At 61.0% G+C, this 24033-nt stretch carries 21 protein-coding genes, 1 pseudogene and 1 riboswitch; of the genes and pseudogenes, 13 read left to right on the top strand and 9 right to left on the bottom strand.

The window, feature by feature from the left end:
• Positions 1-33 precede the first annotated feature (33 nt).
• The 3 genes from EV561_RS12890 (at position 34) to EV561_RS12875 (ending at position 4015) form a co-directional block, all read left to right on the top strand.
• Positions 34-1179, top strand: coding sequence for an iron-containing alcohol dehydrogenase (locus tag EV561_RS12890; RefSeq protein WP_132521999.1), 1146 nt, complete (start codon positions 34-36; stop codon positions 1177-1179).
• A 1-nt stretch (position 1180) separates the two neighbouring features.
• Complete coding sequence (locus EV561_RS12885; RefSeq protein ID WP_132521997.1) at positions 1181-2680, top strand: aldehyde dehydrogenase family protein; 1500 nt, start codon at positions 1181-1183, stop codon at positions 2678-2680.
• A 213-nt stretch (positions 2681-2893) separates the two neighbouring features.
• Entirely contained in the window at positions 2894-4015 is a 1122-nt protein-coding gene (locus tag EV561_RS12875; RefSeq protein ID WP_132521995.1) for a mandelate racemase/muconate lactonizing enzyme family protein, read from the top strand.
• A gap of 87 nt (positions 4016-4102) precedes the next feature.
• Here the strand turns inward: EV561_RS12875 and tet are convergent.
• Positions 4103-5240, bottom strand: a pseudogene (tet, locus tag EV561_RS12870) (Tet(A)/Tet(B)/Tet(C) family tetracycline efflux MFS transporter).
• Between tet and EV561_RS37855 the strand changes: the two are divergent.
• Together EV561_RS37855 and EV561_RS12865 are read left to right on the top strand one after the other, a co-directional pair.
• Positions 5196-5381, top strand: coding sequence for a hypothetical protein (locus EV561_RS37855; protein ID WP_245512668.1), 186 nt, complete (start codon positions 5196-5198; stop codon positions 5379-5381). The pseudogene tet and the gene EV561_RS37855 overlap by 45 nt on opposite strands.
• Before the next feature lie 13 nt (positions 5382-5394).
• Complete coding sequence (locus tag EV561_RS12865) at positions 5395-6018, top strand: TetR/AcrR family transcriptional regulator C-terminal domain-containing protein (RefSeq protein ID WP_132521993.1); 624 nt, start codon at positions 5395-5397, stop codon at positions 6016-6018.
• 15 nt (positions 6019-6033) lie between these two features.
• Here the strand turns inward: EV561_RS12865 and EV561_RS12860 are convergent, their stop codons facing one another.
• From EV561_RS12860 to EV561_RS12840, 5 genes are all read right to left on the bottom strand, one after another.
• Positions 6034-7251 carry an acyltransferase gene (locus EV561_RS12860; protein WP_132521991.1) on the bottom strand — a complete coding sequence of 406 codons (1218 nt, stop codon included), beginning with the start codon at positions 7249-7251 and terminating at the stop codon, positions 6034-6036.
• Between the two features lie 87 nt (positions 7252-7338).
• A complete protein-coding gene (locus tag EV561_RS12855) occupies positions 7339-8352 on the bottom strand; it encodes an ABC transporter substrate-binding protein (protein WP_132521989.1) in 1014 nt (337 codons plus the stop codon).
• Between the two features lie 12 nt (positions 8353-8364).
• A complete protein-coding gene (locus tag EV561_RS12850; protein ID WP_132521987.1) occupies positions 8365-9123 on the bottom strand; it encodes an ABC transporter ATP-binding protein in 759 nt (252 codons plus the stop codon).
• On the bottom strand, positions 9120-9926 hold the full coding sequence (locus tag EV561_RS12845) for an ABC transporter permease (protein ID WP_132521985.1): 807 nt from the start codon (positions 9924-9926) through the stop codon (positions 9120-9122). The genes EV561_RS12850 and EV561_RS12845 overlap by 4 nt, the downstream gene beginning before the upstream one ends.
• Positions 9927-9943: 17 nt before the next feature.
• On the bottom strand, positions 9944-10555 hold the full coding sequence (locus tag EV561_RS12840; RefSeq protein WP_132521983.1) for a YkoF family thiamine/hydroxymethylpyrimidine-binding protein: 612 nt from the start codon (positions 10553-10555) through the stop codon (positions 9944-9946).
• A riboswitch (TPP riboswitch) is annotated at positions 10546-10660 on the bottom strand. It overlaps the preceding gene by 10 nt.
• 264 nt (positions 10661-10924) lie before the next feature.
• Between EV561_RS12840 and soxR the strand changes: the two genes are divergently transcribed.
• Complete coding sequence (soxR, locus tag EV561_RS12835; RefSeq protein WP_132521981.1) at positions 10925-11389, top strand: redox-sensitive transcriptional activator SoxR; 465 nt, start codon at positions 10925-10927, stop codon at positions 11387-11389.
• 5 nt (positions 11390-11394) lie between these two features.
• Here soxR and glpD read toward each other — a convergent pair whose 3' ends face one another.
• Both glpD and EV561_RS12825 read right to left on the bottom strand, forming a co-directional pair.
• A complete protein-coding gene (gene glpD, locus EV561_RS12830) occupies positions 11395-12915 on the bottom strand; it encodes a glycerol-3-phosphate dehydrogenase (RefSeq protein WP_132521979.1) in 1521 nt (506 codons plus the stop codon).
• A 105-nt stretch (positions 12916-13020) separates the two neighbouring features.
• Positions 13021-13797 carry a DeoR/GlpR family DNA-binding transcription regulator gene (locus EV561_RS12825; RefSeq protein WP_132521977.1) on the bottom strand — a complete coding sequence of 259 codons (777 nt, stop codon included), beginning with the start codon at positions 13795-13797 and terminating at the stop codon, positions 13021-13023.
• A 91-nt stretch (positions 13798-13888) separates the two neighbouring features.
• Here EV561_RS12825 and EV561_RS12820 point away from each other — a divergent pair, with 91 nt between their 5' ends.
• The 7 genes from EV561_RS12820 to EV561_RS12785 all read left to right on the top strand — a co-directional run bounded on the left by EV561_RS12820 (position 13889) and on the right by EV561_RS12785 (position 21920).
• Positions 13889-14659, top strand: coding sequence for an SDR family oxidoreductase (locus EV561_RS12820; protein WP_132521975.1), 771 nt, complete (start codon positions 13889-13891; stop codon positions 14657-14659).
• Between the two features lie 28 nt (positions 14660-14687).
• A complete protein-coding gene (locus tag EV561_RS12815; protein WP_132521973.1) occupies positions 14688-15584 on the top strand; it encodes a LysR family transcriptional regulator in 897 nt (298 codons plus the stop codon).
• Between the two features lie 154 nt (positions 15585-15738).
• Positions 15739-16218, top strand: a complete 480-nt coding sequence (locus EV561_RS12810) for a formate dehydrogenase subunit gamma (RefSeq protein ID WP_132521971.1) — start codon at positions 15739-15741, stop codon at positions 16216-16218.
• A complete protein-coding gene (locus EV561_RS12805; protein ID WP_132521969.1) occupies positions 16215-17771 on the top strand; it encodes an NADH-quinone oxidoreductase subunit NuoF in 1557 nt (518 codons plus the stop codon). The genes EV561_RS12810 and EV561_RS12805 overlap by 4 nt, the downstream gene beginning before the upstream one ends.
• Before the next feature lie 4 nt (positions 17772-17775).
• Complete coding sequence (gene fdhF, locus EV561_RS12800; RefSeq protein ID WP_132521967.1) at positions 17776-20655, top strand: formate dehydrogenase subunit alpha; 2880 nt, start codon at positions 17776-17778, stop codon at positions 20653-20655.
• A 202-nt stretch (positions 20656-20857) separates the two neighbouring features.
• Positions 20858-21685: a formate dehydrogenase accessory sulfurtransferase FdhD gene (fdhD, locus tag EV561_RS12790; protein ID WP_132521965.1), complete on the top strand. Its 828-nt coding sequence runs from the start codon at positions 20858-20860 to the stop codon at positions 21683-21685.
• Positions 21675-21920 carry a formate dehydrogenase subunit delta gene (locus tag EV561_RS12785; RefSeq protein WP_132521963.1) on the top strand — a complete coding sequence of 82 codons (246 nt, stop codon included), beginning with the start codon at positions 21675-21677 and terminating at the stop codon, positions 21918-21920. Before fdhD ends, EV561_RS12785 begins: the two co-directional genes overlap by 11 nt.
• Positions 21921-22003: 83 nt before the next feature.
• Here the strand turns inward: EV561_RS12785 and EV561_RS12780 are convergent, their stop codons facing one another.
• A complete protein-coding gene (locus tag EV561_RS12780; RefSeq protein ID WP_132521961.1) occupies positions 22004-23770 on the bottom strand; it encodes a methyl-accepting chemotaxis protein in 1767 nt (588 codons plus the stop codon).
• Between the last annotated feature and the right edge of the window lie 263 nt (positions 23771-24033).

Raw genomic sequence — 24033 nt, 5'->3', positions numbered from 1 at the left:
GCATCGTTCCATCGACTCAATTGCGGTGCTCTCGTGACATTTTCGATCTCTTCCATTCCCGAAATCCGCTTCGGAGACGGCGTCTTCTCCGGTCTCGCCTCTGCCGCAGCCTCTTTTGATGGCGTAAAGCGTGCTGTTCTCGTCATTGACGGCTTTCTGGCCCAGTCCGGCTTTGCCGAGAAGGTGCGCCGGGAGCTTGAAGGCGCAGGCATCGAAACGGCGGTGTTTTCCGATTTTTCCGGCGAGCCGAAGCTTGCGCATCTGCACGCGGCCCTTGAGATCGCCAAGGGCGCGCAGCTGGTCATCGGCATCGGCGGTGGTTCTGCTCTGGATATCGCCAAGATCGTTGCCTGCTCGGCAGCCTCGGGCGAAGACCCGATGCATTATGCTCTGGCGGCCAATCCGCTACCGAAGAACCCGCTGAAGAAGATCATGATCCCGACCACCGCCGGCACTGGGTCGGAGACCTCGGCGACCAATATCTTTGCCGGCCCGGAAGGCAAAAAACTCTGGATCTGGGGCGCCGAGACTAAGGCCGATCTCGTCCTGCTCGATCCGGCGCTGACGACGACGCTCCCGGCCAATCTGACGGCATGGTGCGGCATGGATGCCTTCATCCACGCTTTCGAGGCGGCAACGAACCGCAATGCCCATCGCGGCGCGCAGTTTTATGCCCATGAGGCGCTTCGTCTGATCACGCGATCGCTGGAAACGGCCGTCAAGGAGCCGTCCAATCTCGATGCGCGCGGAGACGTCCTGCTCGGCTCCTGCTTTGCCGGCATCGCGATCGACAATTGCGGCACGGCGATTGCCCACAATGTTAGTCATGCCCTGGCGGGGCTTGCGCCGGTGCATCATGGTCTTGCGACCGCGCTCGGTTTTGAGGCGACGCTTGCCTGGCTGGTCGAAGAGGATACGGCCGATCTCAATGCCGCTGCCAAGGCTTGCGGCCTTGAAAACGCCGCTGCCCTGCCGGCCTTCGTTTCGGACCTGATGGACCGCTGCGGCATCGTCCGTGCTCTGCCGGCCGCCTTTGCGCCCTTCACTGCTGCCGATCTCGCCAATGAGATGCGCGCACCCGAAAACCATCCGATGCGCCGCTCCACCATTCGTGAGATCAGCGATGCCGATATCGATCAGTTCGCCGCCATCGTGATGGCGCTTCCGAAAGGGATTTGAGATGACAAAAGAATTCACGCGCGTTTATTGGGAAAACGTCCTCTCGAGCATCAAGCCTGAGGGTCGCCACTTCATCAACGGCGAGCTCGTCGCCTCCTCTTCGGGCGCAACCTTCACCCGCATCCGTCCCATGGACGGCCAGCCGGGCGCTGAGCTTGCACGCGGCAATGCCGCCGATGTCGATGCCGCCGTTTCCGCAGCGCGCGCCGCTTTCGCGAGCGGTGTCTGGCGTAAGAAGGAGCCGCTCGAAAAGAAGAAGATCATGCTGAAATGGGCCGAGCTGATCCGCGCCCATGGCGAAGAGCTGGCAATGCTCGAAACCATCGATGTCGGCAAGCCGATCATGGCGTCGCTTAATGTCGATGTGCGCCTCTGCGCCGACGGCATCCAGTATTACGGCGAAATGATCGACAAGATGTATGACGAGATCGCGCCGACGGGGCCGAATGCCCGCGCGCTGGTGCGCAAGGTGCCGATCGGCGTCGTAGGCGCGATCACGCCCTGGAACTATCCGATGATCATCGATGCCTGGAAGCTCGGTCCTTCGATTGCGGCCGGCAATTCCGTCGTGCTGAAGCCGGCGGAGCAGTCCTCGCTTTCGGCGATTCGCCTGGCGCAGCTGGGCTTCGAAGCCGGTCTTCCCGCCGGCGTCCTCAACGTCGTCACGGGCTATGGCGAAGAGACCGGCAAGCCGCTGGCACTGCACATGGATGTCGACATGATCGCGTTTACCGGCTCGACCGAAGTCGGCAAGCTGATCATGGGCTATGCTGCCCAATCCAACGTCAAGCGCGTGGCGCTGGAGCTCGGCGGCAAGTCGCCGCTCGTCGTCTTCGAAGATGCGGACCTGGATGCTGCCGCCGCCGCCGCCGCCTGGGGCTGCTTCTACAATTCCGGCGAGACCTGCCACGCCTCCACCCGCCTGATCGTTCAGCGTTCGGTGCAGGACGAGCTGATCCGCAAGATCGAAGCCGTGACGAAGAGCGACATCGCGCTCAAGCATCCGCTCGATCCGTCGGCGCAGATCGGCGCGCTGATCGAGGAAGAGCATATGAAGAAGGTACTCGGCATGATCGCCGCCGGCGAGAAGGAAGGCGCGCGTCGCGCCTTCGGCGCCGAGCAGGTCATGAGCGAGAGCGGCGGCTATTACATCTCGCCCGGCGTTTTCGTCGATATGACCAACGACATGAGCCTGGCGCGGCAGGAAATTTTCGGCCCCGTGCTCGCCGCCATTCCCTTCGACACGGAGGAAGAGGCGCTTGGTATCGCCAACGACACGATCTACGGTCTTGCCGGTGCCGTCTTCACCAAAAATATGGATCGCGCTCACCGCTTCTCCGAAGAGCTTCATGCCGGTACGGTCTGGGTCAACACCTACGACATGTCGAATTTCGCAACGCCGTTTGGCGGTTTCAAGCAATCCGGCTTCGGTCGTGATCGCTCGGTGCATGCGATCGACAAATATTGTGACTACAAGACCATCTGGCAGCAGTTCGGGTAATTCGGCTGTCGCTGTTTTCGGACTTGCCGTAGTCGGCCCCTCACCCTAACCCTCTCCCCTCTTGCGGGGAGAGGGGACGTGCCTTGTGACAGGTTGGAGAGGGGTGGAGAGGTTGCCCCGAATACCACCTTCTCCCCGCAAGCGGGGAGAAGGTGCCGGCAGGCGGATGAGGGGCTTGCCGCACGCGCCAAAGATAAAAGAGGGAAGAGCTAAATGAGCAAGATCGTATCTGTTGAAATCACCCACCATCGCCTGCCGCTTGATCCGCCGTTCAAGGCGAGCTGGGATGGCAGGCCTCGTCGCCATTTCGACGCGACGATCGTGCGCGTGACCGATGACGAGGGTCGTCAGGGCATCGGCTCAGGCGACCTGATGAAGGGGTTCGAAGGCCATGAGGATCTCTTCATCGGCCAGGACCCCCGACATCTGGAGCGGCACTACGAGGTGCTGTCGCATATCAACTTCCACTATGGCCGTTGCTGGCCAATGGATCTGGCGCTGTGGGACCTTTCGGGCAAGATCACTGGCGAGCCCGTCTGGCGGATGCTGGGTGGCCGCTCCGATCGTGTCCGGCTCTATGCCTCATCAGGCGTGCTGCGCGAGCCGGAGCAGATGGCTGACCAGGCCGAGCGCTACCTCGAAGAGGGCTTTCCTGCCATGAAGGTGCGCTTCTCGTCTTCGTCAGGCGGCCGCGGCAGTTGGCGCGACGACGTCAGGGCGCTGGAGGCGATCCGCGCCCGCGTCGGCATGAAGCTGGAGCTGATGGTCGATTGCAATCAGGGTTGGCGCATGCCCTGGGACACGACGCTTCCCTGGACCTTCAAGGACGCACTGGCTGTCGCCAAGGAACTGGAACGGCTCAATATCCACTGGATGGAAGAGCCGCTGTTCCGCTCCGACCGCAAGGGCATGAAGGAGCTGAAGCAGGCAACCAGCGTCCGCATCGTCGGCGGCGAGATGACACGCGAACTCTATGAGTTCCGCGATATCATCGAGGAACGCGCCTTCGACGTGATCCAGCCCGATGTGGCGCTCGTCGGCGGCATCACCGGCTGCCGCCGCCTTGCCTACCAGGCACGGGAGGCAGGCGTGCAGTTCACGCCGCATTCCTGGACGAACGGCATCGGTGTGTTGGCAAATGCGCACCTGACCGCAGGCGTTGCCGATGCAGCCTGGCTCGAATATCCCTATGACAATCCGGAATGGAGCGAGAGCCGCCGCGACTATCCGCTGGTGACGCCGCTCAAGCACAGCAGGGGCTGGCTGGAGCTGGGAGAGGCGCCGGGCCTCGGCATCGCCCTTGATGAAGATCGGCTGAAGTCCACCCGCTTCTAGGCTACGCCGATATCCGGTTCGGTTTTCGGGCTGGATGTCGCTTCCCATTGATTGGCCGTCCGACAATGACGTTGGGCGGCCTTTTCGTTAAGGCTGGCTCCGCGATACCTCTTGCGCCTTTGAGCGGTTGAGAAAGACGGGCAGGCAGAGCCAGTAGAGTGCTGCACCGGCAATCCATACAAGGCCCGGAAAACTCGACCGACTCATAAAATACACAGTGCTGATCAATAGCGGGCCGACGATCGAGGCAAGGCTGGTCATGCTGGACAGCACGCCTTGCAGCCTGCCCTGCTGGTCCGAGCGCACGCCTGATGTCAGCAGCGATTGCAGCGCCGGCGCCCCAATGCCGCCCAGGCAAAATAGCGGCAGCAATGCGAAGACCATCCAGCCTTCGGTCGCAAACGCGATGAGGATATAGGCGATGCTGTCGGTGATGATGCTGATCAGCAGAGCGCGGCGTTCGCCCCAGCGCTCGGAGATCGGTCCTGCGACAAACGCCTGGATGCCCGCATGGAAGAGGCCGAAGCCGGCGAGCGATATGCCGATCGTGATCGGGCGACCAGGCGAATTTGTCCTGCCCATAGAGAACCCAGATCGTGCCCCCGACTTCGCCGAGAAGGGCAAGCACGATGTAGGCTCCGATCAGAGGAAGAAGCCCGCCAAGCCCTGAAACCCATCGCAACGTGCCGAGAGGAGAAAGGGAGTTCTTCGATTCCGGTGCCTCTGTATCTCTTTGGCGTGTTTCCCGAAGTGTGAAAAAGGCAAGCGCCAGGTTGACGGCATTGAGGAATGCAGCCGCGATGAAGGGTGTGCGCACCGACACTTCACCCAGGAGACCGCCGATTGCCGGGCCGGCTATGAAGCCGATGCCGAAGCAGGCGCTCAATTGCCCGAACCGTCGCGCCCGCTGATCCTCCGGCGTCAGGTCGGTGATAACGGCTGACGCAACCGCCATGTTCGCGCCGGTTATGCCGGCGATGGCGCGGCCAATGAAGAGCGGCCAAAGCGACGGTGCGAAAGCCATGAAGAGATAGTCCACGGCAGCGCCGCCAAGCGACACCAGCAACACGGGTTTGCGGCCGAATCGATCCGACAGGCCTCCGAGCACGGGTGAAAAGAGAAACTGCATCAGCGCGTAGAGGCTGAGAAACGCGCCGAAAAGCCAGCCGAGTTCGCTCGTATGGCCGACCTCCTGCAGGAGGCGCGGCAATATGGGCAATGTCAGGCCGATGCCGGCGGCATCAAGGACGATGGTCGCCAGGATGACGGGGAGCATGTTTTGCATTGGAAAGCTCAAAATTTATCACTGATAAGTTCCTTATCGATGATAAATTTAAAAATCAACGGCAGCGGGGACCAAATATGAAAGTGGGCCAAATATGAAAGTCGATAGGGCGGCGATAGTCGAGGCGGCGTTGAGGTTGCTCAACGAAGTTGGGATCGACGGGCTTTCGACACGTCTCCTGGCCGAGCGACTGAATGTGCGCCAGCCGGCGCTCTATTGGCATTTCAGGAACAAGCGGGCGCTTCTCGACGCCATGAACGATGAAATTCTGGCGCGCGGGCATCGGCATGACTGGGCATTCGATAGCGCCGACTGGAAGCGCTTCCTGCTGGAAGATGCCCGCAGCTTCCGCAAGGCACTCCTTGCCTACAGGGATGGAGCGCGGGTCCATGCGGGCACCGAGGCCAATCCGGACAATCTCAATTTGATCGAGGCGCATATGCGGGTTCTGGTCGGGGCCGGCATGACCGAGGAATTCGCCATGGACATCCTCGTGGCGATCGGCCGCTACGTCGTCGGCTGCGTGCTGGAGGAGCAGGCGGATTTTCCGGACGCGCCAAATCGTGGAAACAGGCTCGATGCTGCGGCCAAGGATCATCCGCTGACGGCGAAGGCTTTGGCGCATTACCGGCATGAGGGGCATGCGGCACTGTTCGAGGCTGGCCTTGCGCTGATCGTGGAGGGGGCTGCGTTAGGGATGCAGAGCCGTAAGGCTTAGGCCGTCGGTCGAAGCTTACGGATTGACAGATCGAAGCTGTGTGCGCCCTTCGAGGTTTCTCGCCCAGAGGATAATCGGCCGCTCAAGGAAGAAATAGCTCACTGTGGCGATCAGGAGGAGAAGGACGGCTGCGAGGACGCTCGAGACGATCCATCCTGACAGGACGTCACCCGCGCCGCCGAAGCTTCCGGGAAAGGTCTGCTTGATCAACGAGATGACGATATCCTGCCAGATGTAGATGCCGAAGGAAATGGTGGCGATATAACGGATGATGGGATTATCCAGCATCTTTCCGAGATAGACCGATCGCGGCAGCGTGCAGAGGGCGGCTGCTACCGCGAGCGGCAGGAAGGGAAAGCGATAGGGTATGCCGAGCCAGCCGTAACCTTCCCAAGGCCCGCCAATAGATATTGGAAATTGCGCTGCGCCCGCGATGAGGGCCAGAAATCCGAGAATGTCGTAGAGCACCGACCGCTTCGCCGGCAGCCAGGTGTGGATGCCTGATGCCAGTGCGCCCGTTGCAAAGATCGCGAAGAAGCCGATCGGATTGTATCGCGGCATCCATTCCTTGGCGCCGCCCTGGAAGCCGAAATCCCAGCCTCTCCTGACATCGTCTATGGGGGCGTAAGTGGCGATCAGCCAGTGGCAAAGGAGAACAAGCCCGATAATTCCCAGCCACGCCAAGCATTGCGAAGTCTGTCGGGAAAGCCGGGCGCTGTTGTGAAACAAAACGGCAAAGCAGAGCGGCAGCAGCACGTAGCATGTCGTCTCGAAGGGGATCGACCAGAGAGGTCCGTCGCCCTGGACGGGAAAGAAGGTCCGCCAATGCCACTGGCTCATGAGAAGGAAGCCGGCGACGTAGCGTCCGGCGAGTTCCCCATCCAGAGGAAAATCGTAGACGGTGAAACCGAGCACGAAGCCAACGGTGAGCGCGACCCAAAAGCCGGGCAGGATGCGGGCGGCGCGGCGAAGGGCGTAGACCTTCAGCGAAGGTATCTCGGTCCCCCGATCCAACGCGGTCCAAAACGGACGGGCGAGGAGGAAGCCGCTCAGCACGAAGAATAGGGCAACGCCGTAGTTGCCGAAGCGTGTCAGCTCTAGTGCGGGCCGCAACGCACCGTCAACCTTGCTGACATCCAGCCGAAGGACGAGGTGGTGGGCCAGCACCAGTAGGCATGCCAAGGCACGGATGAAATCCGCACCCGCCAGCCTCGTCTCCCGCTCAGTCCACATTTCGCCGATCCTCCACCCGCTCTCTGGTTAGGGGATGGAAGCCCGCGCGACAAGGTGTGTCGCGCGGAGGGCCGTAACGTCAGCCGATCAGGAGAAGAACTGGTTAGTATAGTAGCGCGATACGTCCGGCTTGTCCTTCAGCTTGGCGCCCTGGGCATCGAGAAGGATGCCGTTGGTAAAGAGGAAATCGCCGATCGCACTGGCCTCGGCGGGGTCGAAGATGCCGCTTTTGCCGTCCGCGGTTCTCAGATAGTGCCCGTCGATCAGCGCTTTGAGCGACGCCCTGACGAGATCCGCATTGGTGAGCGCTCCACCGGTTGTAGACATCAGCAGGTCGGCCGCCTCGTCGGCATGATCGACGGCGTAGTCATAGCCGCGCTTGGTCGCCTGGATGAAGCCGCGGGCGGCCTCGGGATTGCTGTCGAGAAAGGCATTGCCGGCGACAATGGCGGTCGTCTGCTCGTCCGGGACACCATAGTCGGTATAGCGGAAGCGGCGGACTGCCTTCTTTTCGAGCTGTGCCTCGATCCCTTCCCAGGTGTAGACTTCGAGCGTGAAATCGACCGAACCGTTGGCGAGCGCTTCATAGGCCGACGTGCCGAGGGTCACGGTGTTTACCTCGCCCTTGCCACCGTCGTTGCGGATCATGGCCGAGATCAGCGCGCTTTCCCAGGCGCTGCCGAAGCCGCCATAGGTCTTCCCGTCGAGATCCCTCGGACGCTGGATATCCTTGCGATCATCGTTGAAGACGACGCGGCCGGTTTCCGTCTGGACAATGGCGTAGACGCCTTTGATCTCGGCGCCGGCAGCACATTGGGTGAAGAGGCCGATCGCGCCGGAAACGCCGAAATCGGCAACGCCGTTGGCAACCAGTGTTCCCGCATCGGTGTCCGTATAAGGCAGGATCGCAACATCCAGCCCGGCATCGCTGTAGAAGCCTTTCGCCTGGGCGATATAGAGGCCGATATGGTTGGTGTTCGGCGTCCAGTCGAGCGCGACGGAAACCTTGGTCAGCGCCGATGCGGCCAGCGCGGAACGGGAGATGGGCAGGGCTGCGGCAAGGGTGAATGCGAGGGCTTGGCGGCGTGTAATAAGCGGCATGGTGGTCTCTTTTCAGCTCAGGCTGTGATGAAGGAGGCTTTCGAGGATTTCGGTTTCAATCTGCCGGGCGGCTGACGAGCCGAGGTCGGCGAGCGTTCGCGGGCGCGGCAGCGGCACCTTGAATTCGCGCAATACCCGCGCGGGGCGCGGGGAGAGGACATATATGCGGTCGGAGAGGAACACGGCTTCGCGCACATCATGGGTGATGAGCAGCGCGGTCCAGCGATGATCCGTCCACATCGTCTGCAGCCATTCCTGCATCTGTGTGCGGGTCAGGGCATCCAACGCGCCGAAGGGCTCATCCAGCAGCAGCATGTCGCTGTCCTGAACCACGGTGCGCAGCAGCGCGGCGCGCTGGCGCATGCCGCCGGAAAGCTGAGCCGGATAATGATGTTCGAAGCCTGCTAGACCGAAGGGCTCGAACAGCGGAGCGACCTTGGCGCGCGCCTGGCTGCGGCTCATCCCCTGAACTTCGAGGCCGAGCGTTGTGTTATCGATGATCCGGCGCCAGGGCATAAGCGCATCGCGCTGGGGCATGAAGGCAAAACTCGCGCTGCTTTCCTTCAGATGCCGGCCGTCGAACAGGATATCGCCTGACTCGGGCTTGTCGGTTCCAGTCAGCATCCGCAGGATCGTCGATTTGCCGGCGCCCGAGGGGCCGACAATGGTCACGAATTCGCCTTCGCTGACTGTCAGCGAGACATCGCCAAGAACCGCAAGCGGACCGAATTTTTTCGCGACATTGCGGAGTTCCAGCCGGTGTTCGTTCATGATGACGACCCCTCATCCGTTCGCCGCCACGGCATCGCCAGATGGCCGAGAAGCACGCAGACGGCAAAGAGGATCAGCGTCAGGACGGCACTGACGAGGACAGCGGCAAGGACGAGATCCGGGCGGAAATTGTTCTTGGCGGTGAGAATATAGATGCCTAGCCCTTTGGCGGCGCCAGCATATTCCGCAAAGATCGCGCCGACGACGGCATAGGTGACGGATATTCTCAAACCCGCGAAAAAATAGGGAAGGGCAGATGGCAGGCGCGCTGCGCAGAAAATCCGCCAGCGGGAGGCCTTCATCGAGACCAGCAGTTCGGCGATGTCCCTGTCCGTCGCCTCATAGCCCTGAAGCAGCGCGACCAGCATCGGGAAGAAGGTCACGAGCGCGACAAGCAGAATCTTCGGCAGCAGCCCGAAGCCGAACCATAAGACGATGAGCGGGGCGATCGCGACCAGCGGCAGCGTCTGGCTGATGACGAACAGCGGAAACAGGGCACGGCGGATCGGCCGCGCGAAATCCATCAGCACCGAAAAGACGAAGGCGACGGCGAGCGCGCAGGCAAAGCCCGACAGCGTGGCGCCGATCGTCGGCCAGGTGTTGGCGGCAAGCGCTTCGCGGTTCATCCAGGCCTGGACAAGAACGCGGGAGGGCGCCGGCAGGGTTGAGGGGCGTATGCCTGACAGGTCGGCATAGAGCTCCCACAGGACGACGAAGGCGGCTGCCGCTGTTATGGCGGGCAGCGCGGAGAGGCATGCACGGGCGAATCCCGTGCCGGGCGATGAGGACGAATGCAAACTCATGATCGGATTTTCCGAGATCAGGCCTTGGTCGGGCTGTTTGCCGATACCGTGATATCCAGCGTCACGTGGCCTTCTGCCGGCCCGAAGCGAAAGAGCGCTTCCTGCAGCGTTGCAAAGACAGGGCCAGCGTCGCCGCGCAGTTTGGTGACGAAATTTTTGGCCCGGTCGAATGTTCCCGACTGTTTCAGGAAGTCGATGCAGCCGACGATCTCGTCCATGTGATTGTCGGAGCCCATGACATAAAGAGCGAATTGCGCCGCGGCCGGTTGGCCTGTGTCCTCGGTTGCGCTTACGGCGGCAAGCGCCTCGTCGATGCGAACGGCAAGCGGCGTGTCTTGCCCGAGACGCTTATCGATGCCGCAGATCGGATCGCTGTCCGGCCCTCCCGGGCAGCCGCGCGAGACGGCGGCCGACAGGACACAATGTGCGCCGGATCGGGCGGCAAAGACGAAGAGGTCGCGCATGGCCGAAAAGAGCACGTCCGGCGGGCCGATCATCAGCGTCGAGATGTCGTCGGTTTCGATACGCAGGCGGTCTCGATAGGGATCGAGTGCCCTAATGGCATCAAGGATGATCGCGGCGAAATCGCCGGACATGGGATACAGGGATACTTGTGCGCCGGAATACATTTTTACCTCGCTCCGCTGGCATTACCCAGATCAGCTTTGAAGGGTCCAGAGGCATGGCGCCTCACATCTCAGCCCCGGCAATACGGAGCTCCCCTGTGAATGGCGCGGAAGCTAGCACCGGCCTTTCGAGGGCGCAATAAGAAAATTCGGCCAGTCGCATCCGTGTTTTATCTGATTTTTCCAGCGGACGCCCGGGTCGCGGGGGGACGCGATCCGGGCATCCGACCGGCCTTCCGCACCTGCCTGAAACGGAATGCCGGTATCGGTGCCTCCCATTGGGAGGTCCGATTTCAGTTGTTCCTGCTTTACGCCGTTCGGTGTGGTGGTTATAAAACCTCAAGTAACATTGAGGTCAAGAGGCGTATTCCGATGGAATCACATGATGCGGGACCGGGCCGTTTTGGCCGCTTGCTGACGGTCGGCGAGGTCGCGACGCGCAGCGGGGTCGCGGTTTCGACGCTGCATTTCTACGAGACGAAGGGTTTGATCGGGAGCATTCGCAGCAGCGGTAATCAGCGTCGTTATGCGCGTGAGGTGCTGCGTCGGGTCGCGATTATCAAGGTGGCCCAACGCGTCGGAATTCCGCTTTCCGAAATCCAGGCTGCGCTCAGCACATTGCCGCAGGGGCGCACGCCAACGGCGACCGACTGGAAGGCGTTGTCGGAGAAATGGAAGGACGATCTGGACGCCCGAATCCGCCATTTGCAGGATCTGCGCGACCATCTCGACGGCTGCATCGGCTGCGGCTGCCTGTCGATCGAATCCTGCCCGCTTCGCAATCCCTGGGACATGCTGTCGAAACAGGGACCCGGCCCGCGTTTGCTCGACCCATGAAAGTGTTAAGCGTTCATGGTCTGCGCGGTTGCCTGTTTCACATAATCTTCCAGCGCGCTTGCCTCGTCCTTTGAGAGATATAGGCCTTTCTTCGACCGGCGCCAGAGAATGTCGGCTGATGTCCGTGCCCATTCCTGCGCAATGAGATAGCGCACTTCTGCCTCGTAGAGATCGCTGCCGAAGTTTCTTCCAAGATCCTCGGTTGCGCGCGCATCGCCCAATATCATCGCTGCCCGCGTCCCATAACGCCGCACCAGCCGGCGGGCATGGGCGTCGGCGAGGAAGGCGTAGCGGGACTTGAGCTTGCCGACCTCGGTCTCGTAGCCCTGGGCCGGGAAGTCGCCGCCGGGAAGGTGGCTTTTGGCAGTCCAGGGCGGCCCCTTGGTGCCGATCGCCTCGCCGATCTTTTCGAGCGCATGCTCACCGAGGCGGCGATAGGTGGTCAGCTTGCCGCCGAAGACGTTGAGAAGCGGCGCTTCCCCCGCATTGCCTTCGATCTTCAGCACGTAGTCGCGGGTAGCTTCCTGAGCCTTGGATGCGCCGTCATCATAGAGCGGGCGCATGGCCGAATAGGTCCAGACGATATCCTGCGGCCTTACCGGTTCCTTGAAATATTCGCTCGCGGCATTGCAAAGATAAGTAGTCTCCTCCTCAGAGATCTTCACATCCTTGGGGTCGCCGTCATAGTCGCGATCGGTCGTGCCGATGAGCGTGAAATCCTGCTCGTAGGGAATGGCGAAGATGATGCGGTTGTCAGGGTTCTGGAAGAAATAGGCGCGTGGATCGTCGAACTTCTTCCTCACGATGATATGGCTGCCCTGGACGAGGCGAACATGGCGCGCCTCGTTGCGGCCGATCGCGCCCCTGATGACATGATCCACCCAGGGACCGGCGGCGTTGACTAGCATGCGCGCCCGGAACGAATTCCGCTCGCCCGTCTCCGTATTTTCCGTCTCGATGGCCCAGAGAGTGCCTTCCCGGCGGGCGGAGACGACCTTGGTGCGCGGCATGATGGTTGCGCCGCGATCGGCCGCATCGCGGGCGTTGAGGACGACCATGCGGGCGTCATCCACCCACCCGTCGGAATATTCGAAAGCCTTGGTGAACAGCGCCTTCAGGGGCTTTCCGGCCGGATCGCGGCGCATGTCCAGCACTGCCGTCGGCGGCAGCAGCTTGCGGCCACCGAGGTGGTCGTAAAGGAACAAGCCCAGGCGGATCAGCCAAGCCGGACGAATGCCGCCCTTGTGATAGGGCAGAACAAAGCGCATCGGCCAGATGATGTGCGGCGCCATCGCCCACAGCACCTCGCGTTCCATCAAGGATTCGCGCACGAGACGGAATTCGTAATGTTCGAGATAGCGCAGGCCGCCATGGATCAGCTTGGTGGCGCCTGATGACGTGCCTGAGGCAAAATCGTTCATTTCCGCCAGAGCCACGGAGTAACCGCGACCGATCGCATCGCGCGCGATGCCGCAGCCGTTGATGCCGCCTCCGATCACGAAGAGGTCATAGGCTTGGCCGCTCATTGCTTTCTCCGGCATGGCTTAGATAAGAGGATTTGAAAATAAATCCAGCTAAAACGAAAGTAATACGAATGTCAAACGAATGTTTTGTGAAGTGGGCCGATGTTGTCAGCCATTAGCCAGCAACGAGGTTTCGATCAGGCGGACATCGTTCTCTTCCGCAATGGTTCTGAGGGAGGGCAGCGGACATTGGTCCGTTATGAATGTGTGGATCTGCGACAGGTGGCCGATGCGCACAGGGGCGGCGCGTTCGAACTTGGTGGAGTCAGCGACCAGGATGACATGTCGCGCATTGGCGATGATCGCCTGTGCGACCTTGACTTCGCGCAGGTCGAAATCCAACAACGCGCCATCTTCATCGATGGCGGAAACGCCGATCACGGCGTAGTCGACTTTGAACTGCCGGATAAAATCGACCGCCGCTTCGCCGACGATGCCGCCGTCCGAACCGCGCACCACGCCGCCGGCAATGACCACCTCGATCGATGGGAAGAGGCGCAACTTATTGGCAACGTTGATATTGTTGGTGATGACCATCAGCTCGTGATGATCCAGAAGTGCTTCGCCAACGGCTTCGGTCGTCGTCCCGATATTGATGAAGAGAGAGGCGTTGTTGGGAATGATACCGGCTGCTGCGCGCCCGATCGCCTGCTTTTCGACCGCAGCAATCGAGCGGCGCGCCTCGTATTTGACGTTTTCGGTGCCGCCGGGAAAGATCGCGCCGCCATGGATCCGCGAGAGGACATGGCCGTCGCAGAGATCGTTCAGATCCTTGCGGATGGTTTGCGGGGTGACCGAGAAGCGCTGCGCGAGATCCTCGACAAGAACCCTGCCTTCGGCTTTGGCGATTTCAAGAATCTCGGCCTGTCGTCCGGACAGAAACATGGACGTTGCCTTCCTTTCGTTTTCGCCGATCATATGGTAAAGCGAAAATTCCGCAATTGCCGCTGTCCGGTTTGTGCGGCGGGAGGTTGTCGTGTTTCATCCGAAGCTGTTTGAGAATCGCAGTGTCGTCGTCACAGGCGCCGGGCGCGGGATCGGGCTGGAAGTCGCGCGCCAGTTCCTGGACTGCAATGCGCGCGTGCTGGTTCACACCGGTCGAGATCGCGATCGGGACCTGCCGGAATTTCTGTTGGACGCGGAAAGCGAGCGCCGCGCCTTCCTGGTGCCGGCAGATTTCATGCGGGAGAACGGCACGAGGGATTTTGCAGCCGCTGCCGCAAAGGTCTTCGATCGGGTCGATGTTCTCGTCAACAATGCCGGGACCATGGTCGGACGCTTTCCCGCCGGCGAACTGACCGACGAGCAGTATGGACATGTCGTGCGACTCAACCAGACGTCAGTCGTCGAGGTGACGCGAGCCTTGCTTCCCTTGCTTCGAGCGTCAGGCCAGGCGGCGATCATCAACACTGTTTCGATCTCGGCGCTGACCGGCGGCAGCCCGGGTTCGGCGATCTATTCGGCATCGAAGGCCTTCGTTGCCACCTATTCCAAGGCCCTTGCCCGCGAATTGGCCCCTGACGGCATAAGGGTGAATTGCGTTTCTCCGGGAACCATCACCACCGACTTCCACGAGCGCTATTCCTCGAAGGAAAAGCTCGAACAGACGCGTCGCACCATTCCGCTGCAGCGTCTCGGAACCGCGGAGGATTGTGCGCCTACCTATCTGTTCCTGGCGGCGCCGACCCTGTCGGGCTATATCACCGGGCAGGTGATCGAGGTGAATGGTGGCCAGCTGATCTGCTAGAAGCCGATTAGCTCCGCCGGAGGCCGGAATGATCGACAAGCTTGAATTCTTCATCGCACTTGCTAATGAAAAGCACTTCGGCCGTGCCGCCGAAGAGTGCGGCGTTACACAGCCGACCTTGTCGGCGGCCATTCGGCAGCTCGAGGAGCAGCTCGGAGTGATGCTGGTCAGCCGCGGATCGCGCTTCCAGGGGCTGACGCCGGAAGGTCAGCGTGTCCTGGAGTGGGCGCGGCGCATCGTCGGCGATGCCCGCACGATGCGCGAGGAGATGCGGGCGGCGCGCAAGGGGCTTGCGGGCCATATCCGAATCGCGGCCATCCCGACGGCGCTTGCCATGCTGCAGAGGCTCACGACGCCCTTCCAGGAACGGCATCCCGACGTTACCTTTTCGATCATGTCGCGAAACTCGCTGCAGGTTCTAAGCATGCTCGAGAATCTGGAGATCGATGCCGGCATCACCTATCTCGAAGACGAACCGCTCGGCCGGGTTACCAGCGTGCCGCTTTACGAGGAGCGCTATCACCTCGTCACCGCCTCAGGCAGCCCGCTTTCGGAGCGAAAAAGCGTGACCTGGAAAGAGGTCGGCAGTCTTCGGCTTTGTCTATTGACCGCGGACATGCAAAACCGCCGGATCATCAATCGTCATCTGGCCGATGCCGGATCGGCGGCCAATCCGACGCTCGAATCGAATTCGATGATTCTGTTGTTTTCGCATGTGCTGACCGGCCGCTGGGCGAGCATCATGCCGAAAAATGTCGCGGAATCCTTCGGTTTTCGCGCCGATATTCAGGTTATTCCGATCACGGAGCCGGCAGCGCACCATCTCGTTGGGCTGGTTGCGACACATCGTGAGCCTTTTACGCCACTCGTATCGGCCTTGTTGCATGAGGCAAGACTTCTCGCAGAAGCTGATATTGAACGATAGGAAATTCCTATCGTTCAACGAGACTGGCTTATTGATCAAAACTGCCTTCCTTGCGATCTTTAGGATGTAAGCGAGAGATAATGACTCCGGCTGTTTTAGCACCTGATCGTCCAACGATATCTCCTTGCGAAGCATGCCGTTGGGAGGGCTGCTCATGAATTTGCATACTGCCGCGGGCGATGTCGCCGCGCGCGCCAGCGCCATCATCGACAGCATGAAGTCGATGGAGGGTCCTCTTTTGCCCATTCTCCACGGCATACAGGAAGAGTTCGGTTATGTGCCGCAGGACGTCCTGCCGCTGATTGCCAGCGGGCTGAACCTTTCCCGCGCCGAAGTCCATGGCGTCATGACCTTCTATCATGACTATCGCGACCGTCCTGCGGGCCGGCATGTGCTGAAGCTCTGTCGTGCAGAGGCCTGTCAGTCGATGGGTGGGGATGCACTTGCGGAACGCGTAAAGAAGCTCCTTGGCATCGATTTTCATCAGACGACGCTTGATGGCGGTGTGACCTTGGAGCCTGTCTATTGCCTCGGGCTCTGCGCCTGCGCGCCGGCAGCGATGCTGGATGGCGAGGTTTATGGCCGCGTCGACGATGAGACCGTTGACGAAATGGTTGCGGAGGCGCGCCGATGACCGTCCGGATTTACGTCCCGCGTGATGCGGCCGCCCTGGCGCTCGGCGCCGAGAAGGTGGCGGATGCGATTGCCAAGGAAATTGCAACCCGCGGCGTGGATGCAAAGATCGTGCGCAATGGCTCGCGCGGCATGTTCTGGCTGGAGCCTCTGGTCGAGGTCGACGTGGATGGAAAGCGCATCGGCTACGGGCCGGTCAAGGCACGGGATATCGCCTCCCTTTTCGATGCCGGCCTTGCCGAAGGCGCTTCGCATCCGCTCTGTCTCGGGGAGGTCGAGGACCTCCCGTTCCTGAAAAGCCAGACCCGCCTGACCTTTGCCCGCTGCGGCATCACCGATCCGCTTTCGCTTGGGGATTATGAGGCGCATGGCGGTCTTGCCGGGCTCAAGCGGGCGATCTCGATGGCGCCTGCCGAGGTCGTTAAGGAAGTCACTGATTCAGGGCTTCGCGGTCGCGGTGGCGCGGGCTTCCCGACCGGCATCAAATGGAAGACCGTCGCGGATGCCGCTGGTGATCGCAAATATATCGTCTGCAATGCCGACGAGGGCGATAGCGGCACCTTTGCCGACCGGATGATCATGGAGGGCGATCCCTTCGTGTTGATCGAAGGAATGGCGATTGCCGGGCTCGCAACCGGGGCCACCAAGGGCTTCATCTATACGCGCTCGGAATATCCGCATGCGATTGCTGCCATGACCGCGGCAGTCGAGATCGCGCGCAAGGCCGGTGTTCTGGGCAGCTCGGTCCTCGGCTCCGGCCGTGCCTTCGACATGGAGATTCGCACCGGCGCCGGCGCCTATGTCTGTGGCGAGGAAACCGCACTGCTCAACAGCCTTGAGGGCAAGCGCGGCATCGTGCGAGCCAAGCCGCCGCTACCGGCACACAAAGGCTTGTTCGGCTGTCCGACCGTCATCAACAACGTCATTTCGCTCGCCTCCGTGCCCGTGATCATGGAGAAGGGGGCCGCCTTCTATCGCGATTTCGGCATGGGCCGTTCGCGCGGCACCATTCCGCTGCAGATTGCCGGCAATGTGAGATATGGCGGTCTTTTCGAGACGGCGTTCGGTCTTTCGCTGGGCGAGATCGTCGATACGATCGGCGGCGGAACGGCGACCGGCCGCCCGGTCAAGGCTGTGCAGGTCGGCGGGCCCCTGGGTGCCTATTTCCCGCGGGCGCTGTTCGACACGCCCTTTGATTATGAAGCCTTTGCGGCCAAGGATGGCCTGATCGGCCATGCTGGTCTCGTCGTCTTCGACGATACCGCCGACATGCTGAAGCAGGCGCGTTTTGCGATGGAATTCTGCGCCATCGAAAGCTGCGGCAAGTGCACGCCCTGCCGCATCGGCTCGACGCGCGGCGTCGAGACGGCGGACAAGATTGCTCAAGGCATCGAACCGGAGAAGAACCGGGCGTTGCTCGCCGATCTATGCAACACGATGAAATTCGGTTCCCTTTGCGCGCTTGGCGGTTTCACTCCCTATCCCGTGGTGAGCGCCATGACGCATTTTCCGGAGGATTTCTCTCCGGCACCTCTCATTGAAGCGGCGGAATAAGACCATGTCTCTCGTCCCTGAAATCGACTACGGAACGCCGGCCTCGACATCCGAGGCCATGGTGACGCTCACCATCGACGGTCGTCAGATCACCGTGCCGGAAGGCACCTCGATCATGCGCGCGTCGATGGAAGCCGGTATCCAGGTGCCGAAACTCTGCGCGACCGATATGGTGGATGCCTTCGGCTCCTGCCGGCTCTGTCTCGTCGAGATCGAAGGCCGGAATGGTACGCCTGCGTCCTGCACCACACCGGTTGCTCCCGGCCTCGTCGTACACACCCAGACCGGCCGGCTGAAGGATATCCGCCGCGGCGTGATGGAGCTTTACATCTCCGACCATCCGCTCGACTGCCTGACCTGTGCCGCCAACGGCGATTGCGAGCTTCAGGACATGGCGGGTGCCGTCGGTCTGCGTAACGTGCGCTACGGTTATGAGGGCGACAACCATGTCAAGGCGCGCAACAGCGGCGACATTAATCTGAAATGGATGCCGAAGGACGAGTCGAACCCGTACTTCACTTATGATCCGTCAAAGTGCATCGTCTGTTCGCGCTGCGTCCGTGCTTGCGAGGAAGTGCAGGGCACGTTTGCGCTGACGATCGAGGGGCGTGGCTTCGGTTCGCGCGTCTCGCCCGGCATGCACGAGCATTTCATCGATTCCGAATGCGTCTCCTGTGGCGCCTGCGTACAGGCCTGCCCGACCGCGACGCTGACGGAAAAATCTGTGATCGAGATCGGCCAGCCCGAACATTCCGTCGTCACCACCTGCGCCTATTGCGGCGTCGGCTGTTCCTTCAAGGCGGAGATGCGCGGCGAGGAACTGGTGCGCATGGTGCCCTGGAAAGATGGACAAGCGAACCGCGGGCATTCCTGCGTCAAGGGCCGCTTCGCCTATGGCTATTCGACGCATAAGGACCGCATCCTCAATCCGATGATCCGCGAGAAGATCACCGATCCCTGGCGCGAAGTGACCTGGGAAGAGGCCTATGCGCATGTGGCAAACGAGTTCCGTCGCATCCAGTATCAGTATGGCCGCGAATCCGTCGGCGGCATTACATCGTCGCGCTGCACGAATGAAGAGACTTACCTCGTGCAGAAGCTGGTGCGCGCCGGTTTCGGCAACAACAACGTCGATACCTGCGCCCGCGTCTGCCATTCGCCAACCGGCTACGGTCTTGGCCAGACATTCGGAACCTCGGCCGGCACACAGAATTTCGACAGTGTCGAGCAGTCCGATGTCGTTATCGTCATCGGCGCGAACCCGACCGATGGGCATCCGGTCTTCGGCTCGCGGCTGAAGAAGCGGCTGCGCCAGGGCGCCAAGCTGATCGTTATCGATCCGCGCCGCATCGATCTCGTCAAGACGCCGCATGTGGAGGCAGCGTATCATCTGCCGCTGAAGCCTGGCACCAACGTCGCCATGATGACGGCGCTGGCTCATGTCATCGTCACCGAAGGCCTCTTCGACGAAAAGTTCATTCGCGAGCGTTGCGACTGGTCGGAATTCGAGGATTGGGCGGCCTTCGTCGCCGAGCCTCAGCACAGCCCGGAGGCGGTCGAGCAATATACAGGCGTCTCGCCCGAACTCGTGCGCGGGGCTGCACGGCTCTATGCCAAGGGCGGCAATGGCGCGATCTATTACGGCCTCGGCGTGACCGAACACAGCCAGGGTTCGACGACGGTCATGGCGATTGCCAACCTTGCCATGGTGACCGGCAATATCGGCCGTCCTGGCGTCGGCGTGAACCCGCTGCGTGGCCAGAACAATGTGCAGGGCTCCTGCGACATGGGCTCTTTCCCGCACGAACTGCCCGGTTATCGTCACATCTCGGACGATGCGACACGCGACATCTTCGAGAAGCTCTGGGGCGTCAAGCTTAATAACGAGCCGGGTCTGCGCATCCCGAACATGCTGGATGCGGCCGTCGAGGGCACTTTCAAGGCGCTCTATATCCAGGGCGAGGACATTCTCCAGTCCGATCCTGATACCAAGCACGTTGCAGCCGGTCTTGCCGCGATGGAATGCGTCGTCGTCCACGACCTCTTCCTGAACGAGACGGCCAACTATGCGCATGTCTTCCTGCCTGGCTCTACCTTCCTCGAAAAAGACGGGACCTTCACCAATGCCGAGCGGCGCATCAACCGGGTGCGGAAGGTGATGACGCCGCGCAACGGCTATGCCGACTGGGAAGTCACGCAGAATATGGCGAAGGCCATGGGCCTTGGCTGGAACTACCAGCATCCGTCCGAAATCATGGACGAGATTGCCGCAACGACGCCGAGTTTCGCCATGGTCTCCTACGACTATCTGGATAAGATTGGCTCGGTTCAGTGGCCCTGCAACGAGGCCCATCCGCTGGGCTCGCCGATCATGCACACCGACGGTTTCGTGCGCGGCAAGGGCAAGTTCATCCGCACCGAATATGTGCCGACAGACGAACGGACCGGCCCGCGCTTCCCGCTGCTTCTGACCACCGGCCGCATTCTCAGCCAGTACAATGTCGGCGCGCAGACGAGGCGCACGGAAAATGTCGTCTGGCACGCGGAAGATCGGCTAGAAATCCATCCGCACGATGCCGAACAGCGCGGCATCCGCGACGGCGACTGGGTCAGGCTTGCCAGCCGCTCCGGCGATACGACGCTGAGGGCCCTGATCACCGATCGCGTCGCGCCCGGTGTCGTCTACACCACCTTCCATCATCCCAATACGCAGGCTAATGTCATCACCACTGACTTTTCCGACTGGGCGACGAATTGCCCGGAATATAAGGTGACGGCAGTGCAGATCTCGCCGTCGAACGGGCCGTCTGAATGGCAGCTCGAATATGACGAACAGGCGCGGCAGTCGCGCCGGATTGCGGGCAAGCTGGAGGCAGCTGAATAATTGTGCCGAGTGCAGGTTACACCCCCCTCTGCCCTGCCGGGCATCTCCCCCACACGGGGGGAGATTACAAGTTGCTTTGGCTTCCCGCCTCGTTGATGTCGCGGCAATTTGGAAAGTCTATTGTTTGGGGAAGCCGTCGCTTCCAGCCGATCTCCCTCCTTGTGGGGGAGATGCCCGGCAGGGCAGAGGGGGGTATCCCCGCATGAGCACCTACAAAACCACCAACTCCGCCCCCGAAATAGTCCGCCGCAATGGTGTCGTGCAGACCGGCTCACGCATCGTGCCGGAAGAGGTGCCGATCGCTTTTTCCTATGGCGGTTCCTCCCATGCGGTTATGATGGCAACGCCGGATGATCTTGAGGACTTTGCCGTCGGTTTCAGCCTGACCGAAGGGATTATTAGCAATCGGGCGCAGATTGCGGGAATAGAGATCGTCGAAGACGAGAAGGGCATCGACGTTCAGGTGACGCTCGTAGAAGATGTCGAGGATGCGTTGCGCAAGCGCCGCCGCAGCATGGCCGGGCCTGTCGGTTGCGGGCTCTGCGGGATCGAGTCGATCGAACAGGCGGTGCGCCAGGTGCCCGACGTTTCTGCCGCTGCGCTGAAATTCTCGCATGACGACATTGTCCGCGCCATCAAGCTGCTCAATGACGCGCAACCGCTGCATCGCGAGACGCGGGCGGTGCACGGCGCCGGGTTTTATGTGCCGGCTAAGGGATTGATCGCGGTGCGCGAGGATGTCGGCCGGCACAATGCGCTGGACAAGCTTTGCGGCGCCGTCATCCGCTCTGGCACGAAGGGAAGCGAAGGGGCGGTTGCCGTCACCAGCCGTCTGTCGGTTGAGATGGTGCAGAAGGCGGCCATTCTCGGAAGCTCCACCCTGATTGCCATTTCAGCGCCGACGGCGCTTGCCATCCGCACGGCCGAGGATGCCGGCATGACGCTTGTCGCGCTGGTGCGCGGCGAGGATTTCGAGATTTTCACCCATCCCCACCGCATCGTTCCTGGAAGCATTGCCGATGTCGCATGATAAGATTCAGGCCAAGCTCCTCTACATGGCCAACCAGATTGCGACCTTCTTCAAGTCCCAGCCGGCAGAGGAGGCCGCGCCTGGTGTCGCCACGCATATCAACAAATTCTGGGAGCCGCGGATGCGGCGCCAGTTGTTCGAGATCATCGATCAGGGAGGCGAAGGATTGAGCCCGCTGGTCCTGGAGGCCGCACCGCTCATTCATCGCCCTGCGGAGGCGGCGAAGTCAGCCTGAAAAACAAAGCGGCCGCAAGGGCCGCTTTGTCGTTTAGGGATAACGCAGGACTTTCGATCCCTTCAACCTCTTCAGAATTCTTCTCAACTATCGCCCGCCGGGGCTGCGGAGCCATGCGCCTTGGTGACGCGGGATATCAGGTGCAGGGCAGGGGAGCTGGCGGGCCTTTGGTGCGCGCTGACCGGCGTGGGGCGGGAGACCATGGTCTGGCCGCCGACGTGGAACTGGGATAGCAGGGCGCGCAGCTCCTCGGCCTCTGCCGTCAGCTTATGGCTTGCAGCGGTGCTTTCCTCGACCATGGCGGCGTTTTGCTGCGTCGCCTGATCCATCGAATTGACGGCGTGGTTGATCTCCTTGAGCCCGGTCGCCTGCTCCTTCGAAGCATCGACGATCGCTGAGACATTCAAATTGATATCGCCGACTTGAACGACGATTTCTTCCAGCGCCTTGCCGGTCTGCCCGACCAGATCCACGCCGTTCTTGACCAATTGGCTTGAGGTTGTGATCAGCGCCTTGATCTCCTTGGCGGCGCTTGCAGAGCGCTGCGCCAATTCGCGAACCTCCTGGGCGACGACCGCAAAGCCCTTGCCCGCTTCGCCGGCACGAGCGGCCTCGACGCCGGCATTCAGCGCCAAGAGGTTCGTCTGGAAGGCGATATCATCGATGACGCCGATGATGCTGCTGATCTCCCGGGAAGATTGCTCGATCTGATCCATGGCGGCGACGGCATTGCGCACGACGCTGCCCGATTGTTCGGCGCCCTGCTTGGTTTTGGCGACCAGCCGTCCGGCCTCGTCGGCGCGCAGGCTGGAATCGTTGACGGTCGTCGTTATCTCCTCGAGCGCTGCAGCGGTTTCCTCGACCGATGCAGCCTGCTGTTCGGTGCGCTTGGAGAAGGCGTCGGCCGCTGCGCCGACTTCCTTCGCGCCGGCTGCAATCGCGTTTGAATTGCCGGCAATGGTGCGCATGGCGGAGGACAGCCTCTCGATGGCTCCGTTGAAGTCATGCCGCAGCTGCTCCATGGAGGGGACGAAGGGCCTGTCGAGCGATTGCGTCAGGTCGCCGTCGGCCAGCGCCTTCATACTGGTCCCGAGCAAGGCGATAGCGCTCATGCGCTCGGTCACGTCGGTCGCAAATTTGACGACCTTGAAGACCTTGCCGTTGGCATCGACGATGGGATTATAGGCGGCCTGGATCCAGATTTCGCGACCGCCCTTGCCGTATCGGACGAATTCATTGGCGATAAACTCCCCGGCAACAAGACGCCGCCAGAAATTCGCGTAGTCATCGGTACGTGTGTAGGCCTGGTCGCAGAAGATACTGTGGTGCTTACCGACGATCTCGGCGAGGCTATAGCCCATAGCCTTGCAGAAATTCTCGTTGGAGGTCAGGATTTCGCCGTTCGGCTTGAATTCGATGACGGCCTGCGAGCGGGACAGGGCGTCCAGCTTGCCGGAATCCTCGATCGCCTTTGTCTTTACGGCGGTAATGTCGGACGCAAATTTTACGACCTTGAACGGCCTGCCGCCACGACAGACCGGATTGTAGGACGCCTGGATCCAGATCTCCCGGCCACCTTTCGCAAGGCGCTTATAGTTGGTGGCTTCGTATTCGCCACGTCCGAGCCTTGCCCAGAAGTCCCGGTACTCCTGACTTGCCGTATATGCGGGATCGCAGAACATGCTGTGATGCTTGCCGACGATTTCGCCCAACTGATATCCCATGGCGTTGCAGAAGTTTTCGTTTGCCGTGAGGATATTGCCCTTCAGGTCGAATTCGATGATCGCCTGGGATTTCGATATGGCATCCAGAATGTATTTCGCGTTCGATGTTCTTCCGAAGGCAAGCATGATTCCCCTCCAATGCTCGACCAAAGACGTTGCAGAAGATCAGGTGGCCCACATCATCGGGACTGCTACGCGAAGCGAAGAGAATTCATTTCCCTGGGTGATCGGCCCTGGATATCGCGGAATCCGTATCGACCGTTTTCCTGACCGGTCCGCTGGTTTCCTTCGATACCAAGTGCAGATCTTTTCTCGTGTAGGGTTGTCGCTGCACGACCACATTGAGACGACATCGTTAATTATTGGTTTATTATAAATAACTAATGAAA

It is taken from the genome of Rhizobium sp. BK376 (assembly GCF_004341625.1).
Classification (GTDB): domain Bacteria; phylum Pseudomonadota; class Alphaproteobacteria; order Rhizobiales; family Rhizobiaceae; genus Rhizobium.
Note: the sequence above shows the minus strand (reverse complement) of the source record. Positions and strands in the feature narration are given on the sequence as shown.

Bases quoted from the DNA above. Each gene is read 5' to 3' on its own strand.
- EV561_RS12885 (WP_132521997.1), top strand. From the start codon at position 1,181: ATGACAAAAGAATTCACGCGCGTTTATTGGGAAAACGTCCTCTCGAGC.
- EV561_RS12875 (WP_132521995.1), top strand. From the start codon at position 2,894: ATGAGCAAGATCGTATCTGTTGAAATCACCCACCATCGCCTGCCGCTT.
- EV561_RS37855 (WP_245512668.1), top strand. From the start codon at position 5,196: ATGGCCGACCTCCTGCAGGAGGCGCGGCAATATGGGCAATGTCAGGCC.
- EV561_RS12865 (WP_132521993.1), top strand. From the start codon at position 5,395: ATGAAAGTCGATAGGGCGGCGATAGTCGAGGCGGCGTTGAGGTTGCTC.
- EV561_RS12860 (WP_132521991.1), bottom strand. From the start codon at position 7,251: ATGTGGACTGAGCGGGAGACGAGGCTGGCGGGTGCGGATTTCATCCGT.
- EV561_RS12855 (WP_132521989.1), bottom strand. From the start codon at position 8,352: ATGCCGCTTATTACACGCCGCCAAGCCCTCGCATTCACCCTTGCCGCA.
- EV561_RS12850 (WP_132521987.1), bottom strand. From the start codon at position 9,123: ATGAACGAACACCGGCTGGAACTCCGCAATGTCGCGAAAAAATTCGGT.
- EV561_RS12845 (WP_132521985.1), bottom strand. From the start codon at position 9,926: ATGAGTTTGCATTCGTCCTCATCGCCCGGCACGGGATTCGCCCGTGCA.
- EV561_RS12840 (WP_132521983.1), bottom strand. From the start codon at position 10,555: ATGTATTCCGGCGCACAAGTATCCCTGTATCCCATGTCCGGCGATTTC.
- soxR (WP_132521981.1), top strand. From the start codon at position 10,925: ATGGAATCACATGATGCGGGACCGGGCCGTTTTGGCCGCTTGCTGACG.
- glpD (WP_132521979.1), bottom strand. From the start codon at position 12,915: ATGAGCGGCCAAGCCTATGACCTCTTCGTGATCGGAGGCGGCATCAAC.
- EV561_RS12825 (WP_132521977.1), bottom strand. From the start codon at position 13,797: ATGTTTCTGTCCGGACGACAGGCCGAGATTCTTGAAATCGCCAAAGCC.
- EV561_RS12815 (WP_132521973.1), top strand. From the start codon at position 14,688: ATGATCGACAAGCTTGAATTCTTCATCGCACTTGCTAATGAAAAGCAC.
- EV561_RS12810 (WP_132521971.1), top strand. From the start codon at position 15,739: ATGAATTTGCATACTGCCGCGGGCGATGTCGCCGCGCGCGCCAGCGCC.
- EV561_RS12805 (WP_132521969.1), top strand. From the start codon at position 16,215: ATGACCGTCCGGATTTACGTCCCGCGTGATGCGGCCGCCCTGGCGCTC.
- fdhF (WP_132521967.1), top strand. From the start codon at position 17,776: ATGTCTCTCGTCCCTGAAATCGACTACGGAACGCCGGCCTCGACATCC.
- fdhD (WP_132521965.1), top strand. From the start codon at position 20,858: ATGAGCACCTACAAAACCACCAACTCCGCCCCCGAAATAGTCCGCCGC.
- EV561_RS12785 (WP_132521963.1), top strand. From the start codon at position 21,675: ATGTCGCATGATAAGATTCAGGCCAAGCTCCTCTACATGGCCAACCAG.
- EV561_RS12780 (WP_132521961.1), bottom strand. From the start codon at position 23,770: ATGCTTGCCTTCGGAAGAACATCGAACGCGAAATACATTCTGGATGCC.